Origin of the sequence: Streptomyces sp. NPDC056580 (assembly GCF_042793175.1) — a bacterium.
GTDB lineage: Bacteria > Actinomycetota > Actinomycetes > Streptomycetales > Streptomycetaceae > Streptomyces.
In genome coordinates, this window is sequence record NZ_JBHTVE010000001.1 from 244349 (window position 1) to 260788 (window position 16440).

Annotated in this window: 12 protein-coding genes; 9 read left to right on the top strand and 3 right to left on the bottom strand. The window is 71.7% G+C overall.

The genetic code is table 11. The features are described from left to right. Window positions 1-35: 35 nt before the first annotated feature. Together glgX and ACFQ9Z_RS01195 are read right to left on the bottom strand one after the other, a co-directional pair. Window positions 36-2180, bottom strand: a complete 2145-nt coding sequence (glgX, locus tag ACFQ9Z_RS01190; RefSeq protein ID WP_383009316.1) for a glycogen debranching protein GlgX — start codon at window positions 2178-2180, stop codon at window positions 36-38. Continuing rightward, window positions 2177-2689, bottom strand: a complete 513-nt coding sequence (locus ACFQ9Z_RS01195) for a pep a2 (RefSeq protein WP_383009318.1) — start codon at window positions 2687-2689, stop codon at window positions 2177-2179. Before ACFQ9Z_RS01195 ends, glgX begins: the two co-directional genes overlap by 4 nt. A 302-nt stretch (window positions 2690-2991) precedes the next feature. On the opposite strand from ACFQ9Z_RS01195, the gene ACFQ9Z_RS01200 reads away from it, so the two are divergent. From ACFQ9Z_RS01200 to ACFQ9Z_RS01225, 6 genes are all read left to right on the top strand, one after another. Next, window positions 2992-3291 (top strand): DUF5133 domain-containing protein, encoded by a 300-nt coding sequence (locus ACFQ9Z_RS01200; RefSeq protein WP_143634047.1) that lies wholly within the window; start codon window positions 2992-2994, stop codon window positions 3289-3291. Window positions 3292-3398: 107 nt separating this feature from the next. Continuing rightward, entirely contained in the window at window positions 3399-5390 is a 1992-nt protein-coding gene (locus ACFQ9Z_RS01205; RefSeq protein ID WP_383009321.1) for an alpha-1,4-glucan--maltose-1-phosphate maltosyltransferase, read from the top strand. Further along, window positions 5387-7105, top strand: a complete 1719-nt coding sequence (gene treS / locus ACFQ9Z_RS01210) for a maltose alpha-D-glucosyltransferase (RefSeq protein ID WP_383009323.1) — start codon at window positions 5387-5389, stop codon at window positions 7103-7105. Before ACFQ9Z_RS01205 ends, treS begins: the two co-directional genes overlap by 4 nt. A 31-nt stretch (window positions 7106-7136) precedes the next feature. Beyond that, entirely contained in the window at window positions 7137-8507 is a 1371-nt protein-coding gene (locus ACFQ9Z_RS01215) for a maltokinase (protein WP_383009325.1), read from the top strand. Between the two features lie 4 nt (window positions 8508-8511). Next, window positions 8512-10713 (top strand): 1,4-alpha-glucan branching protein GlgB, encoded by a 2202-nt coding sequence (gene glgB / locus ACFQ9Z_RS01220; protein ID WP_383009327.1) that lies wholly within the window; start codon window positions 8512-8514, stop codon window positions 10711-10713. Between the two features lie 91 nt (window positions 10714-10804). Next, complete coding sequence (locus ACFQ9Z_RS01225; protein WP_383009329.1) at window positions 10805-11893, top strand: glutamate--cysteine ligase; 1089 nt, start codon at window positions 10805-10807, stop codon at window positions 11891-11893. Between the two features lie 65 nt (window positions 11894-11958). Here ACFQ9Z_RS01225 and ACFQ9Z_RS01230 read toward each other — a convergent pair whose 3' ends face one another. Then, window positions 11959-12192 (bottom strand): DUF6480 family protein, encoded by a 234-nt coding sequence (locus tag ACFQ9Z_RS01230; RefSeq protein WP_383009331.1) that lies wholly within the window; start codon window positions 12190-12192, stop codon window positions 11959-11961. 151 nt (window positions 12193-12343) lie between these two features. Here ACFQ9Z_RS01230 and ACFQ9Z_RS01235 point away from each other — a divergent pair, with 151 nt between their 5' ends. The 3 genes from ACFQ9Z_RS01235 (at window position 12344) to ACFQ9Z_RS01245 (ending at window position 16436) form a co-directional block, all read left to right on the top strand. Beyond that, window positions 12344-14248: an AMP-dependent synthetase/ligase gene (locus ACFQ9Z_RS01235; protein ID WP_383009333.1), complete on the top strand. Its 1905-nt coding sequence runs from the start codon at window positions 12344-12346 to the stop codon at window positions 14246-14248. Between the two features lie 177 nt (window positions 14249-14425). Next, the gene (locus ACFQ9Z_RS01240; protein ID WP_383009335.1) at window positions 14426-14860 is read left to right on the top strand and encodes an ATP-binding protein; all 435 of its coding nucleotides are present in this window, start codon (window positions 14426-14428) and stop codon (window positions 14858-14860) included. 205 nt (window positions 14861-15065) lie between these two features. Then, the gene (locus ACFQ9Z_RS01245) at window positions 15066-16436 is read left to right on the top strand and encodes an NAD(P)/FAD-dependent oxidoreductase (RefSeq protein WP_383009337.1); all 1371 of its coding nucleotides are present in this window, start codon (window positions 15066-15068) and stop codon (window positions 16434-16436) included. The last annotated feature ends 4 nt before the right edge of the window (window positions 16437-16440 follow it).

Here is a 16440-nt window from a genome sequence, read left to right on the forward strand (position 1 = left end):
CGGTCCGGTGGGCGCCTCGAAACGGTCGGGCGGGATCAGCGGGCGCCGCGTGCCGGACGGGAGAGCAGGACCAGGCTGCGCGGCTCCACCCGCAGCCGGGTGCCGGCCTTGCGTTCCCGCTCGTCGGGGATGCCGTCCGGGTCGGCGGTGTCGATCAGGGTCGTCCAGCGCTCGCCGAAGGAGACGTCGGGCAGGCGGAAGACGACCGGTTCCCAGTAGCCGTTGAGCAGCAGCAGGAACGAGTCGTCGACCACCCGGCGGCCGTGCGGGTCGCGTTCGGCGATGGCGTCGCCGTTGAGGAAGACGCCCATCGAGTGCGCGTCCTCGCGATGCCAGTCGCGCTCGGTCATCTCGCGGGCGTCGGGCCGCAGCCACATCACGTCGGGCAGCGGCTGCCTGGCGTTGGTCGGGGTCTCGCCGCGGAAGAAGCGGCGTCTGCGCAGCACGGGGTGCCGGGCGCGCAGACCGATCACGTGTCGGGTGAACGCGGTGAGCGAGCGCTGCTCGTCCGTCGTCTCCCAGTCGACCCAGGAGACCTCGTTGTCCTGGCAGTAGGCGTTGTTGTTGCCGCCCTGGGTCCGGCCGAGTTCGTCGCCGTGGCAGAGCATCGGGATGCCCTGCGACAGCAGCAGCGTGGCCAGCATGTTGCGCTGCTGGCGGGCGCGCAGTTCCAGCACGGCCGGGTCGTCGGTGTCACCCTCCGCCCCGCAGTTCCAGGACCGGTTGTGGCTCTCGCCGTCCCGGTTCTCCTCGCCGTTGGCCTCGTTGTGCTTGTCGTTGTACGACACCAGGTCGCGCAGGGTGAAACCGTCGTGCGCGGTCACGAAGTTGACGCTGGCGCGCGGCGTGCGGCGGCTGTGCTGGTAGAGGTCGGACGATCCGGTCAGCCGGGAGGCGAACTCCCCCATCGACCCCGGCTCCCCGCGCCAGAAGTCCCGCACGGCGTCCCGGTAACGGCCGTTCCACTCCGACCACAGCGGTGGGAAGTTGCCCACCTGGTAGCCGCCCTCGCCCACGTCCCACGGTTCGGCGATCAGTTTGACCCGGCTGATCACCGGGTCCTGCTGGATCAGGTCGAAGAACGCGGACAAGCGGTCCACCTCGTGGAACTGCCGGGCCAGTGTGGCGGCGAGGTCGAAGCGGAAGCCGTCGACGTGCATCTCGGTCACCCAGTACCGCAGCGAGTCCATGATGAGCTGGAGCACGTAGGGGTGGCGCATCAGCAGGCTGTTGCCGGTGCCGGTGGTGTCGTAGTAGTGCGCCCAGTCCCCGTCGACCAGCCGGTAGTACGAGGCGTTGTCGATGCCCCGGAACGACAGTGTGGGGCCGAGCTCGTTGCCCTCGGCGGTGTGGTTGTAGACCACGTCGAGGATGACCTCCAGGCCGGCCGCGTGCAGCGCCTTCACCATCGCCTTGAACTCGTTGACCTGCTGGCCCAGGCTGCCGAAGGCGGCGTAGGCGTTGTGCGGGGCGAAGAAGCCGATGGTGTTGTAGCCCCAGTAGTTGGCGAGGCCCCGGTCCTGCAGGACTCCGTCGTGGATGAACTGGTGGACGGGCATCAGCTCCACCGCGGTGACGCCGAGCGAGGTCAGGTGCTCGATGACCGCGGGGTGCGCGAGGCCGGCGTAGGTGCCGCGCAGCCGCTCGGGCACGTCCGGGTGGGTGCGGGTCAGGCCGCGCACATGCGCCTCGTAGATGACGGAGTCCGCGTACGGGCGGCGCGGCGGACGGTCGTCGCCCCAGTCGAAGTACAGGTCGGTGACCACGCCCAGCATCGAGTGTCCGGCGCTGTCGTCCGGGGCGGGGCCGTCGGGCGAACGCTCGTACAGGGAGGGATGGTTGTCGATCTGGCCGTCGACCGCCCGGGCGTAGGGGTCGAGCAGCAGCTTCGCCGGGTTGCAGCGGTGGCCGAAGGACGGCTGCCAGGGTCCGTGCACGCGGTAGCCGTAGCGCCGGCCGGGGCCCACGCCGGGCAGGTAGGCGTGCCAGACGAAGCCGTCGACCTCGTGCAGCGGGACGGGCGTCTCGCCGCCCGCGTCATCGACCAGGATCAGCTCGACCCGCTCGGCGACCTCGCTGAACAGGGCGAAGTTGGTGCCCTCGCCGTCGAAGACGGCGCCCAGCGGATAGGGGTGCCCGCTCCACACGGACACCCCCTTCCGGGACTTTCGTGCCGTCACCGGGCGCCCTCCAGGACCTCTTCCGCGGCGGTCGCCGGCGCGGCGAGCGCGGCCACCCGCAGCTCGCGCGGCACCTGCAGGCCCTCGGTGAGGCTCGGCTCCGGGGCGGTCGGGACCAGCGGGACGCGCTCGCCGGCCCGGGCCCGCTGCGAGAACCAGATGATCATGCTTCCGGTCTCGGTGGCGCAGCAGCCCCACCCGTCGCTCATGGCGGCGATGTCCGCCAGGCAGGCCCGCAGGTCCTGCCCGGGGCGCAGGTCGCGGTCGACGCCACCGACCGCAGTGATCAGATGCTGGCCGTTCCACCACATCTCGATCGACATGGTCTTGTCCGTGGCGTGTTCGCCGATCGCCCGCAGCAGCAGTTCGGCGCCGCGGCGGACGGGGGCCACGAGGTTGTCGAGGTCCCAGTAGCGTAGGTGGGCGCCCAGTATGCGGCTGACCTGTCCCACCCGTTCCGGGCTGACTTCCACGTCGATGTGGTAGTAGCAGGGCACTGCGGTCTTCATCGTCGCTTGCTCCTCACCGGCGAGGCTCTCGCTCCCTCACCCCGTCCGGGAGGGTCCCGGACACCGAGCGTGAGCAATGTTCGCTCCTGAGTCACCTTCCACAGTGAGGTCGCTACGCCATTCGTGCAACACGAGCCGCCCTAACGGCCGATGGTTGAAGTTCCAACAGGACGGTGCGTGCCTGTACGTGCACCATGAGTGAAAGCCTCGATCGCCGTAACGGTTCCGCGCCCACCCCTGCGCGGAAACCACCCGACCGTCGGGAACGCGCCCAGTCGAGAGCGTGGAAGGTGAAGAGGGTCATGCTGCTACCCGCCAAGGCCGAAGTGGCCAGGCAGTTGCGGCGTTACCGGGCCTGGGAGCGCGTGATGCTCGCCTCGCCCCACGACCGCACGGTCCGGGCAACCTTCGAGGACTCGGGCTACACCTTGTGCGTGCTGATGGGAAAACGCTGCGCCCGGGAGGCAGCGGACGCGGCGGAGCGCTACCTGCGCTCCACCCTGGCCGGCTACCTGCGCGAGCAGGACGGCCGGCCCCAGCCGGGCCGGGCGGCGCGGCGCGCGCCGCCTTCGGAGCGGCGTTCCACGGCGCCAAGCCCATGACCTGGCACCGTACATGGCGTTCCCCACGGACCGGCAGCAGCCGGACGTGCATCGGACCGCGAAGCCGGGCCCGTGGCCCGGCTTCGCGCACGGCGGAGGTGAGAACCATGCGCAGGACCCCGGCCATCGGCCGCGTACCGGTACGTGACGTGCGGCCGGCCGTGGAGTGCGGCAGGCGCCCGGCGAAGGCGGTGGCCGGGGAGACCTTCCAGGTCACGGCCACCGTGTTCCGGGAGGGGCACGACGCGGTGGGCGCCAACGTGGTCCTGCGGGATCCGAAGGGCCGTCGCGGCCCCTGGACGCCGATGCGGGAGCTGGCCCCCGGCAGCGACCTGTGGGGTGCGGAGATCACCCCGGACGCCACCGGGCGCTGGACGTACCGGGTGGAGGCGTGGAGCGATCCGCTGGCGACCTGGCGGCACACCGCCTCCGTCAAGATCCCGGCGGGCATCGACACCGGCCTGGTCCTGGAGGAGGGCGCCGAACTCTACGAGCGTGCCGCCGCCGAGGTGCCCAGGGGCCCGGAGCGGGACCTGGTCATGGACGCCGCGAACGCGCTCGGCGACGACACCCTCTCCGTCCACCACCGGCTGAAGCCCGCGCTGTCTCCCGGGGTGGAGGCGGTGCTGACGCGGTATCCGGTGCGGGACCTGGTGACCGCGTCGGAGCCGATGCCGCTGCTGGTGGAGCGGGAGCGGGCGCTGTACGGGTCGTGGTACGAGTTCTTCCCGCGTTCGGAGGGGACGGCGGAGCGGCCGCACGGCACGTTCCGCAGTGCCGAGCGGCGGCTGGAGGCGATCGCGGAGATGGGCTTCGACGTGGTCTACCTGCCGCCGGTCCATCCGATCGGCACGACGTTCCGCAAGGGCCCGAACAACACCCTGACCGCGGGCCCGCAAGACGTCGGGGTTCCCTGGGCGATCGGCTCCCCGGAGGGCGGCCACGACGCCGTCCACCCCGACCTGGGCACGCTGGAGGACTTCGGTCACTTCGTCGGCCGCGCCCGGGAACTGGGCCTGGAGGTCGCCCTCGACTTCGCCCTGCAGTGCTCGCCGGACCACCCGTGGGTGCACAAGCACCCGGAGTGGTTCCACCACCGGCCCGACGGGACGATCGCCTACGCGGAGAACCCGCCGAAGAAGTACCAGGACATCTACCCCATCGCCTTCGACCGGGACATGGACGGCCTGGTCGCCGAGACGGTCCGGGTCCTGCGGCACTGGATGGACCAGGGCGTGCGGATCTTCCGGGTGGACAACCCGCACACCAAGCCGGTCGTGTTCTGGGAGCGGGTGATCGGCGAGATCAACCGCGCCGACCCGGACGTGATCTTCCTCGCCGAGGCCTTCACCCGGCCCGCGATGATGCACACCCTGGCCCAGATCGGTTTCCAGCAGTCGTACACGTACTTCACCTGGCGCAACACCAAGCAGGAGCTGACGGAGTACCTGACCGAGCTGTCGGGCGAGGCGGCGGCCTGGATGCGGCCGAACTTCTTCACCAACACCCCCGACATCCTGCACGGTTACCTCCAGGACGGCGGCCGGCCCGCCTTCGAGGTCCGCGCCGTCCTCGCCGCGACCCTCTCCCCCTCCTGGGGTGTCTACAGCGGCTACGAACTGTGCGAGAACACCCCGCTCAGGGAAGGCAGCGAGGAGTACCTCGACTCCGAGAAGTACCAGCTCAAACCCCGCGACTGGGAAGCCGCCGCACGCGAGGGCCGCACCATCGCCCCCCTCATCACCCGCCTCAACGCCATCCGGCGGCAGCACCCCGCGCTACAGCGTCTGCGGAACCTCCGCTTCCACCGGACCGACAACGACAACGTGCTCGCCTACAGCAAGAGCACGGGCCCGGACACGGTCATCGTGGTCGTCAACCTCGACCCGCACCACACCCAGGAGGCCACGGTCTCGTTGGACATGCCGCAACTCGGCCTGGACTGGAACGCCGCCCTGTCCGTGCACGACGAACTGACAGGTGAGAGCTATCACTGGGGCAGGACCAACTACGTGCGCCTGACGCCCGGCCGGACGCCGGCGCACGTGCTCCACGTCGGGCGATCGACGCCCCAGATCGGAGGGCCCTCAGCGTCATGACTGTCAACGACCCCGTGCCGGACACCTTCGAGGACACTCCCGCCAAGGACCGGCATCCGGATTGGTTCAAGAGCGCCGTCTTCTACGAGGTCCTCGTCCGCTCGTTCCACGACAGTGACGGCGACGGCATCGGCGACCTCAAGGGCCTGACCGCCAAGCTCGACTACCTCCAGTGGCTCGGCGTCGACTGTCTCTGGCTGCCGCCCTTCTTCAAGTCCCCCCTGCGGGACGGCGGTTACGACGTCGCCGACTACACCGCCGTACTGCCCGAGTTCGGCGACCTGGCCGACTTCGTGGAGTTCGTCGACGCGGCGCACCAGCGCGGCATGCGCGTCATCATCGACTTCGTCATGAACCACACCAGCGACCAGCACCCGTGGTTCCAGGAGTCCCGCAAGGATCCCGGCGGTCCCTACGGCGACTACTACATGTGGGCCGACCACGACAAGGGTTACGAGGAAGCACGGATCATCTTCGTCGACACCGAGGCCTCCAACTGGACCTTCGACCCGGTGCGCGGTCAGTACTACTTCCACCGCTTCTTCTCGCACCAGCCGGACCTCAACTACGAGAACCCGGCCGTCCAGGAGGAGATCCTGGCCGCCCTGAAGTTCTGGCTGGACCTCGGCATCGACGGGTTCCGTCTCGACGCGGTCCCCTACCTCTACGCGGAGGAGGGCACCAACTGCGAGAACCTGCCGGCGACGCACCAGTTCCTGAAGCGGGTCCGCAAGGAGATCGACGCCCAGTACCCCGACACCGTGCTGCTCGCCGAGGCCAACCAGTGGCCCGAGGACGTCGTCGACTACTTCGGCGACTACGCCTCCGGCGGCGACGAGTGCCACATGGCCTTCCACTTCCCCGTCATGCCGCGCATCTTCATGGCCGTGCGCCGCGAGTCCCGCTACCCGGTCTCCGAGATCCTCGCCAAGACCCCGGCCATCCCGTCGAACTGCCAGTGGGGCATCTTCCTGCGCAACCACGACGAACTGACCCTGGAGATGGTCACCGACGAGGAACGCGACTACATGTGGGCGGAGTACGCCAAGGACCCCCGCATGCGCGCCAACATCGGCATCCGCCGCCGGCTCGCGCCGCTGCTCGACAACGACCGCAACCAGATCGAACTGTTCACCGCGCTGCTGCTGTCCCTGCCCGGAAGCCCGATCCTGTACTACGGCGACGAGATCGGCATGGGCGACAACATCTGGCTCGGCGACCGCGACGCCGTCCGCACCCCCATGCAGTGGACCCCCGACCGCAACGCCGGCTTCTCCTCCTCCGACCCCGGACGCCTCTTCCTGCCCACGATCATGGACCCGGTCTACGGCTACCAGGTCACCAACGTCGAGGCGTCCATGTCGTCGCCGTCCAGCCTGCTCCACTGGACGCGCCGCATGATCGAGATCCGCAAGCAGAACCCCGCGTTCGGACTCGGCTCCTACACCGAACTGCAGTCGTCCAACCCCGCGGTCCTGGCGTTCCTGCGCGAGTACGGCGACGACCTCGTGCTGTGTGTGCACAACTTCTCGCGGTTCGCGCAGCCCACCGAACTCGACCTGCGGGCCTTCGACGGACGGCACCCCGTGGAGCTGATCGGCGGGGTGCGGTTCCCGGCCATCGGTGAACTGCCGTACCTGCTGACCCTCGCGGGCCACGGCTTCTACTGGTTCCGGCTCACCCGAGTCGCATCCCGCATCGGCCGCCGCCGCTGAGCGCCCGGCGCCGAGGAAAGGACGCGTCACCATGCCGAAGACCATCACCCTCCGACCGAGAATCGCGGCCGGGTCCGGCGCCGACCGACCGCTGGCCTCGCTGGGCGGGCTGCTGCGCGAATGGCTCCCCGAGCAACGCTGGTTCGCCGGCAAGGACCGGCCCGTCACCGATCTGTCGGTGCTGTCGGTGACCGAGCTGTTCCCCGGGTGCCTGCACCTGCTGGTGCACGCCTCGCACGCCCCGTTGCCCACGCCGGGCGGCACTCCCCCGCCCGGCGACTGCTACCAGCTGCTGCTCGGGATGCGCGAGCACGTCACACCGCGGCTGGAGCGGGCGTTCATCGGCCGGGCCGGGGAGGGACCGCTGGCCGGTCTCGCCGTCTACGACGCCCTGCACGACCCGCGCTCCGCCCATCTGCTGCTGGAGCGGCTGCGCCACCCCGGGTCGGCGGGTCCGCTGTGCTTCGAGACCGCCCCCGCGCTCGAGCTGCCCGGCGCGCTGCCGCCGCGGCTGCTGGACGCCGAGCAGTCCAACTCGTCGATCGTCTACGGCGACGCGTACATCCTGAAGCTGTTCCGCCGCATCCAGCCGGGCGTCAACCCCGATCTGGAGGTGCCCGGCGCGCTGGCCGCGCAGGGCTGCGCGCGGGTGCCGGCGCCGGTCGCCTGGTTCAGCACGACCGCGCCCCGGCCGGCCACGCTGGGCGTGCTGCAGCCGTTCCTGCCCGACGCGACCGACGGCTGGACGCTGGCCCTGCGCGCACTCGCGGCCGACGACGACTTCACCGCCGAGGCCCGCGAACTGGGCCGGGCCATGGCCGAGGTGCACCTGGCGCTGGCCGAGGCCTTTCCGCCCGCCGGTCCGGGCGAGAACGGGCGCACGGCCGAGGCGATGTGCGCCCGGCTGGACGCCGCCGCGCACGCCGTGCCGGGCCTGCGGCCCTACGTCCCCGGGCTGCGGGCCGCGTTCGGCGCGCTGGCCACCTGCGACACCGGGCCGCCCGCCCAGCGCATCCACGGCGACCTGCACCTCGGGCAGGTGCTGCGCGCCGGACGCGACTGGTTCGTCATCGACTTCGAGGGGGAGCCGTCCCGGCCGCTCGCCGAGCGGCGGGCCGCGCAGTCCCCGGTGCGGGACGTGGCCGGGATGCTGCGCTCCTTCGACTACGCGGCCCGGCAGCGCCGCCCCTGGCGTCCCGAGTGGGCGCGCCGCTGCCGGGAGGCGTTCTGCGCGGGCTACGCGGCCCGCGCCGGCTGGGACCCACGCAAGAAGCACGCGCTGCTGCGCGCGCACGAGACGGACAGGGCGGTCTACGAGGTGCTGTACGAGGCGAGACACCGGCCGGACTGGCTGCCGGTACCGATGGCGGCGATCAAGCGGCTCGCCGTGTGGGGAGGCTGACGTCATGGCACTGCGCGACACCGTGCCCCCCGAGTCCGCCGGGCCCGTCACGGCCCCGCCGATCGACCCCGCGGAGCGCGACCGGCTGCTGGGCGGCGCGCACCACGATCCGCACGCCCTGCTGGGCGCCCACCCGGTGCCGGGCGGCGTCCTGTTCCGGGCGCTGCGCCCGAACGCCCGCACCGTGAGCGTCGTCGTGGACGGCGAGCGGCGGGACCTCGCCTCGGAGGGCGGCGGGCTGTTCGCCGCCGTGCTGCCCTTCGAAAAGATCCCGTCCTACACACTGCGGGTGGTCTACGACGACGGCGAGCAGGAGGTGCACGATCCGTACCGCTTCCTGCCCGCGCTCGGGGAGCTGGACCTCCATCTGATCCGCGAGGGCCGGCACGAGCACCTGTGGCAGGCGCTCGGCGCCGAGCCCATGACCCACCAGGACGTGGCGGGCACCCGCTTCACCGTCTGGGCGCCGAACGCCCAGGGCGTGCGGGTCGCCGGGGACTTCACGTACTGGGACGGCACGCAGTACCCGATGCGCTCGCTCGGCGCGTCCGGCGTGTGGGAGCTGTTCCTGCCCGGCATCGGCGAGGGGGCCCGGTACAAGTTCGAGATCACCTCGCGGTACGGCGCCCGGTTCCTCAAGGCCGACCCGATGGCGCGCCGCACCGAGGCGCCGCCTGACACCGCCTCCGTGGTGACGGCCGCGCACCACGAGTGGGGCGACGGGGACTGGATGGCGCGGCGCGCCGGCACCCCGGTGCACCAGGCGCCGTTCTCGGTGTACGAGGTCCACCTGCCGTCCTGGCGCAAGGGGCTGACCTACCGCGAGCTGGCCGAGCAGCTCCCGGCCTACGTCAGCGACATGGGCTTCACCCACGTCGAGCTGATGCCGGTCATGGAGCACCCCTACGGCCCCTCCTGGGGCTACCAGGTCACCTCCTACTACGCCCCGACCGCCCGGCTCGGCACCCCGGACGACTTCCGGTACTTCGTGGACGCCTGCCACCGGGCCGGGATCGGCGTGATCATGGACTGGGTGCCGGCGCACTTCCCGAAGGACGACTGGGCGCTGGCCGCCTTCGACGGGGACCCGCTGTACGAGCCCGGCAACGACCAGCGCGCCACGCACCCGGACTGGGGCACCTTCGTCTTCGACTACGGGCGCACCGAGGTGCGCAACTTCCTGGTCGCCAACGCGGTGTACTGGTGCGAGGAGTTCCACATCGACGGGCTCCGGGTGGACGCCGTCGCCTCCATGCTCTACCTGGACTACTCACGTGACTCCGGGCAGTGGACGCCGAACGTCTTCGGCGGGCGGGAGGACCTGGACGCGGTCGCCTTCCTGCAGGAGATGAACGCGACCGTCTACCGGCGCTGCCCCGGCGTGGTGACCATCGCCGAGGAGTCCACCGCCTGGGACGGGGTGACCCGGCCGACGGACAGCGGCGGGCTCGGCTTCGGGCTGAAGTGGAACATGGGCTGGATGCACGACTCGCTGGAGTACATCCAGAAGGAGCCGGTGCACCGCAAGTACCACCACAACGAGATGACGTTCTCGATGGTGTACGCCTACACCGAGAACTACGTGCTGCCCATCTCGCACGACGAGGTCGTGCACGGCAAGCAGGCGCTGGTGTCGAAGATGCCGGGCGACTGGTGGCAGCGGCGGGCCAACCACCGCGCCTACCTCGGCTTCATGTGGGCCCACCCCGGAAAGCAACTGCTCTTCATGGGACAGGAGTTCGCGCAGGGCGGCGAGTTCTCCGAGGAGCACGGGCCCGAGTGGTGGCTGCTGGACCCGGAGTACTGCGCGGCCGGTGACCACCGCGGTGTGCAGGACCTGGTGCGGGACCTGAACACCCTGTACCGGGACACCCCCGCGCTGTGGCGCCGGGACACCGACCCGGGCGGCTTCCGCTGGGTGCTGTGCGACGCGGCCGACGACAACGTCTTCGCGTTCCTGCGGTTCGACGCGGACGGGTCCCCGCTGCTGTCGGTGTCGAACCTCTCCCCGGTCGTCCGGCACGACTACCGCCTGTGGGTGCCCGAGGAGGTCCCGGCCTGGTCGGAGGCGCTCAACACCGACGACGCCCGCTACGGCGGCGGCGGCGTGGGCATCGGCGCCCCCGGGGCGCTCAAGCCCGAGGAGGGGTCCCTGCGCCTCACCCTGCCGCCGCTCGCCACGGTCTGGCTGCGCCCCGAGCGCTGACCGGCAGGTGTCGACCGCCGCCCCAGGGGCAGTCGGGGTCGTACAGACTCAGCGACCGCCCCTGGGGCGCGGACGGAAGGACGGCACGGCCTTGCGCACGGTGGGAGTGGAGGAGGAACTCCTCCTTGTGGACCCGGACAGCGGCGAGCCAAGGGCCTTGTCGGCAGCCGTCCTCGCCCGGGCCGCTCAGGACGATCCCGGACAGGACGTCTTCGAGAAGGAGCTGTACGGGCAGATGCTGGAGTTCGCCACGCATCCGCAGTCGGACATGGCGGCTCTGGGCGAGGAGATCGTGCGCTGCCGCAAGGAGGCGGGGCGGCACGCCGGGGAGATCGGCTGCGCGGTCGCCGCGCTCGCCACCTCCCCGCTCCCGGTCAGCCCGTCGATCAGCATGAACGACCGCTACCAGTGGATGGCCGGGCAGTACGGCATCGCCACCCGGGAACAACTGGTGTGCGGCTGCCACGTGCACGTGTCGGTGGAGTCCGACGAGGAGGGCGTCGCGGTCCTGGACCGCATCCGGCCGTGGCTGCCGGCGCTGACCGCGCTGAGTGCCAACTCGCCCTACTGGCAGGGACGGGACACCGGGTACGCCGGGTACCGCAGCCAGGTCTGGGGGCGCTGGCCGTCGGCGGGGCCGACGGAGCTGTTCGGCTCGGCCGAGCGGTACCACCGCCGGGTGCGGGACATGGTGGAGACCGGGGTCATCCTCGACGAGGGCATGGTCTACTTCGACGCCCGGGTCTCCGCGAACTACCCGACCGTGGAGGTGCGGGTGGCGGACGTGTGCCTGCGCGCGGACACCGCCGTCCTGGTCGCCACGCTGACCCGCGGCCTGGTGGAGACGGCGGCGCGCGAGTGGCGGGAGGGCCGGCCCCCGGCCGACCACAGTGTGAGCCTGCTGCGGCTGGCCGCCTGGCAGGCCGCCCGGTCCGGCCTGGACGAGAACCTGCTCGACCCCCGCACCCTGCGGCCCCGCCCCGCCGCCGAGGTGCTGCACGCGCTGCTGGAGCACACCTCGGACGCGCTCACCGAGAGCGGGGACGCGGACCGCGCCGAGGAAGCCGTCGCCGGGCTGCTGCGCCGGGGCAACGGAGCCCGCGAGCAGCGGCTGCTGATGGAGCGCGGCGGCAGCCTGCGGGACGTCGTCACCGAGTGCGTGCGCCGCACGCAGGACTGAGCAGGCGCCGGGCCCGGGGCGGGCGGCGCCCGCCCCGGGCCCGGCGCCGCCCGTCCTCCGGTCGGTCAGAAGATCAGGGTGAGCGCGTAGGCCAGGAAGAAGGCCGCGATCAGGACGACGAGGACGAGGATCAGCGTCAGCGGCGCCTTGCCCCAGCCCCTGGCCGTGCTGTGCGTCTCCCGGGGCCCGGCCTCCGGCATGCTGCTCTCGGCGGGCGGCGTCTCGCCCGGCTGGACTCCGCCTCCGGGCTCCAGCCCGGTGGTCCGCTCGGGCTCCGGATCGGGGTTCACATGAGTCATGTCCGCCGAGTCCCCCGGACACGCCCAGATCATCACCCGATCACGACTTGCCTGTTCCGGGCCCCGAAACGGCTTCCCTGGGCTACATTCGAGCACCGCCGGCACCGAGCCGACCGGCGCAGTCACCCTCCGTGAACCCCGGGAGCAGCGCATGCGCGACGACGCCCTCGCTCAAGCAGCCGCACGCCCGCTGACCGGCGGGCTCGCCGACAGCGTCTTCGAGACCGCGGAGCGCACCCCGGCCCTGCCGGTCCTGGCCCGCCGTTCGGACGCGGCGCCCGGCGGCTGGGAGGAGGTGACGGCGGTCGAGCTGCGGGACGAGGTGACCGACCTGGCCAAGGGCCTGGTGGCGGCCGGGATCTCGCCCGGGCACCGGGTGGCCGTGATGGCCCGCACCCGGTACGAGTGGACGGTCTTCTCCCACGCGCTGTGGACCGTCGGCGCGGAAGTCGTGCCGGTGCATCCGACGTCGTCCCGGGAGCAGGTGGAGTGGATCCTGCGGGACGCCGACTGCGTGGCGGTCGTGGTGGAGGACGAACAGGGCGCGATGACGGTCGGGACCGTGTGCGCGGGGCTGCCGCGGCTGCGGCACGTCTGGCAGCTCGACGCGGGCGCCCTTGGCCGGTTGTCCGAGCAGGGCGCGCCGGTACCGCTGACCACGGTGGAGTCGCTGCGCCGGATCGTGCTGCCGGACGCGACGGCGGCCGTCGCCTACACCTCGGGCACCTCGGGCCGGCCGCTGGGCTGCGCGCTGAGCCACCGGAATCTGGCCTACCCGTGCGACACGCTGCTGGCCGGCTGGCTGCACACCGCCGCGCCGCCGGGGGAACAGCCGTCGGTCCTCGCCTTCCTGCCCTTCTCCCACGTGTACGGCATCATGATCCAGCTCGTGTGCCTGCGCGGCGGGGTGCTGATGGGGCACGAGCCCGACATGACCGGGGCCGCCCTCGCCTCGGCGCTGCGCACCTTCCGGCCGACGTACCTCTACGGCGTCCCGTCGGTGTTCGAGAAGCTGTACAAGACGTTCCTGCGGACGGCCCATCAGTCGGGCCGCGGCGCCCTGTTCGAACGGGCGGCGCAGACCGCGCGGGACTTCGCCGCGGCCCAGGAGCGCAAGCGGCTCGGCCGCGGGCCGGGCCCGGGTCTCGACCTGCGGCTGCAGCACGCCCTGTACGAGCGGACGGTGTACCGCGGGCTCCGCGACGCGCTCGGCGGCCGGGTGCTGCGGGGCAGCTCGGGCGGCTCGTCGCTCAGCCGCGAGCTGTCCCTGTTCTACGAGGGCATCGGCCTGCGCATCCACGACGGCTACGGTCTCACCGAGTGTTCCGGCGGGATCACCATGCAGCCGCTCGGCCGGGAGAAGTCCGGGACCGTGGGCCGTCCGCTGCCGGGGACCGAGGTCCGGATCGCCGACGACGGGGAGATCCTGGTGCGCGGCCCGTCGGTGTTCCAGGGCTACGTCGGCGACGAGGGACGTACCCGGGGCGCGCTGCGCGGCGGCTGGCTGGCCACCGGGGACATCGGCCGGCTGGACTCCGAGGGGTATCTGGCGATCACCGGCCGCAAGAAGGACATCCTCGTCACCAGCGGCGGCAAGAGCGTGGCGCCGCAGCCGCTGGAGGAGCGGCTGCGGCTGCATCCGCTGATCCACCAGGCGGTGGTGGTGGGTGAGGACCGGCCCTGCGTGGGGGCTCTGATCACCCTGGATCCGGAGTTCCTCGCGCACTGGCGGGCGGCGATGGCCCCGCAGGGCGACGCGCCGGGCCGGGAGGCACGCGAGGAGAACGCGCTGATGGAGGAGATCGCGCGGGCCGTCGCCTCGGCCAACAGCGCGGTGTCCCGCGCTGAGTCCATCAGGGTCTACCGTGTGCTTCCGGAGTCGTTCGCCCCGGACAACGGTCTGCTGACGCCGTCGCTGAAGCTGCGCCGCGACGCCATCGTGCGGCACTACGCCGCCGAGATCGACGCGATGTACGAGGCACGGTCCCGGGCGGCGCGGCGGCCGTCCGTGCAGGAGCCGGCCGACTGGGACGAGCCGGACAGCGTCTTCCGCTAGAGTGCGCGGTCCGCCCGCGGGTCCGGCAGGGCGGAAGGTGCCCGCGTGACGCCGGGCGAACAGAGGGACGGATATCCCGCCGTGCCGAGGGAACCCGCAGCAGGGACCGACCAGGACTACGATCGCGCCGGTCGGACGGAGCCGAGGCCCCGTCCGCCGGGGCCCGGGGATTTCGAGATGTCGACGGAGCCGCGTTGGGACGACACACCGCCCTCGGAGGAGAGCTGCGAACGCACCTACTCCTTCCCGGGTGAGCTGCGCAACGTCACGGGCGCCCGGCTCGCGGCCGAGGAGTTCCTGTGCGACCTGGCACGGCACGCCCCGCCGGCCGCGCCGGAGTACTGGGACGACATCCTCCTGGTCGTCACGGAGCTGGCGGCCAACGTCATCCAGTACGCTCCCGGGCCGTTCGGCCTGCACATGCGCCGCACCTTCGACGGGGTGCACGTGACGATGCACGACACCAGCACCACCCGGCCCGAGCCGCGGCCCTTCCATCCGGACGCGGGCGGCGGCGGCATCGGCTGGCACCTGGTGCACACGCTGTGCGACCAGGTGAGCGTCGTGGTCCAGGACCGCGGCAAGGACATCCACGTCTTCCTGCCCTGGTGACGGCCGCACCGGTTGACGGGCGCGACGTGTAACCGCGCGCCATCCGGATACTCCGGCTCCGCGGGGCGCCGGTGCCCCCACTCGTTCGTCTGCCTGCCGCACCCGGCTGGCGGAACGGCCCGAGTCGCGATGGGATCGCGATGGTGACAGCGATCCGGGGCAGGCGAACGACGTCAGGTCGAACCGCCTGGAGCCGCAGAGAGGGATGGACACCGTGACACGACCCAGGATCCTGGTGGTTGGCGCAGGCTTCGCAGGAGTCGAGTGCGTCCGCCGCCTGGAGCGGAAGCTCACCCCCGACGAGGCCGACGTCACCCTGGTGACGCCGTTCTCCTACCAGCTCTACCTCCCATTGCTGCCCCAGGTCGCCTCCGGCGTGCTCACGCCGCAGTCGATCGCCCTGTCGCTGCGCCGCAGCCGGAAGTACCGCACCCGGATCATCCCGGGCGGCGCGATCGGCGTCGACCTGAAGTCGAAGGTCTGCGTCGTCCGCACCATCACGGACAAGATCGTCGACGAGCGGTACGACTACATCGTGCTGGCGCCGGGCAGTGTGACCCGTACCTTCGACATCCCGGGGCTGACCGACTACGCCTTCGGGATGAAGACCCTCGCCGAGGCCGCCTACATCCGCGACCACGTCATCTCGCAGCTCGACCTCGCGGACGCCAGCGACGACCCGGCCGAACGGGCGGCTCGGCTGCAGTTCGTGGTGGTCGGCGGCGGCTACGCGGGCACCGAGACCGCGGCCTGTCTGCAGCGGCTCACGCACGCGGCCGTGCAGCGCTACCCGCGCCTGGACCCGGGCCTGATCAAGTGGCACCTGATCGACATCGCGCCGAAGCTGATGCCGGAGCTGGGCGACAAGCTCGGCCGCAGCGCCCAGGAGATCCTCAAGCGGCGCGGCATCGACGTCTCGCTGGGCGTGTCGATCGCCAAGGCCGGTCCGGAGGAGGTCACCTTCACCGACGGCCGGGTGGTGCCCACCCACACCCTGATCTGGACGGCCGGTGTGGTCGCCAGTCCGCTCATCGCCACGCTCGGCGCGGAGACGGTCCGGGGCCGGCTGGCGGTCAACGCCGAGATGAACCTGCCCGGTCAGGACGGGGTGTTCGCGCTCGGCGACTCGGCCGCCGTCCCCGACCTGGCCAAGGGCGGCGGCGCGGTCTGCCCGCCCACCGCCCAGCACGCGCAGCGCCAGGGCCGCAAGGTCGCCGACAACGTCATCGCCGCGCTGCGCAACCAGCCGCTCGAGCCCTACGTCCACAAGGACCTGGGTCTCGTCGTCGACCTGGGCGGCAAGGACGCCGTGTCCAAGCCGCTGGGCGTCGAGCTGCGCGGTGTCCCGGCCCAGGCGGTGGCCCGCGGCTACCACCTCGCCGCGCTGCGCACCAATGTCGCCAAGACACGAGTGGTGACCAACTGGCTGCTCAACGCGATCGCCGGCGACGACTTCGTGCGCACCGGCTTCCAGGCGCGCAAGCCGGCCCGGCTGAAGGACTTCGAGTACACGGATTCCTATCTGACCCCGGAGCAGGTCCGCGCCCGGGTCGAGGGTCAGACCGCGAGCTCCTGATGTG